General features: G+C 64.8%; 1 protein-coding gene. It reads right to left on the reverse strand.

Annotated features, from left to right (window positions below; translation table 11 throughout):
* A partial coding sequence (locus GR197_RS31485; RefSeq protein ID WP_246724746.1) for a pirin family protein occupies positions 1-415 on the reverse strand: 415 nt, incomplete at its 3' end.
* Positions 416-429 lie beyond the last annotated feature (14 nt).

A 429-nucleotide genomic window follows, 5' to 3' on the forward strand; every position in this document is an offset into this window, starting at 1 on the left:
TGTTGGCGAGGATGGCCATCTGCTTGTCTTCCACGCGCTGCAGCCCCGCGTCGCCAGACGCTTCGGCGTCACCGACCAGCGCGCTGCCACGGAACACGTAGACGAACGCGTTGTGTCCGGCCGGCAGCCGCTGTGCAAACGAGGCACCGGCCGGCAGCGTGATGTCGAGGTACAGCGGCTGTGTCGCTTCACGCGTCATCGCGCCTTGCACGCCGTGCGACTCCCCAGCGATCACGCGTACGGCCACGCCGTCTTCCGTCGTGAACTCGGGAATCTCGTTCGACGGAATGTCGCGGTACCACGGTGTCGTCATCTTGTCGCTGGCGGGTAGGTTCAACCACAGCTGGAAGCCTTCCATCACACCATCTTCCTGTTCCGGCATTTCAGAGTGCACGACGCCGCTGCCGGCGGTCATCCACTGTACGCCGC

The sequence above is a fragment of the Rhizobium phaseoli genome, from assembly GCF_010668805.1.
Taxonomy (GTDB): domain Bacteria; phylum Pseudomonadota; class Alphaproteobacteria; order Rhizobiales; family Rhizobiaceae; genus Rhizobium; species Rhizobium phaseoli_A.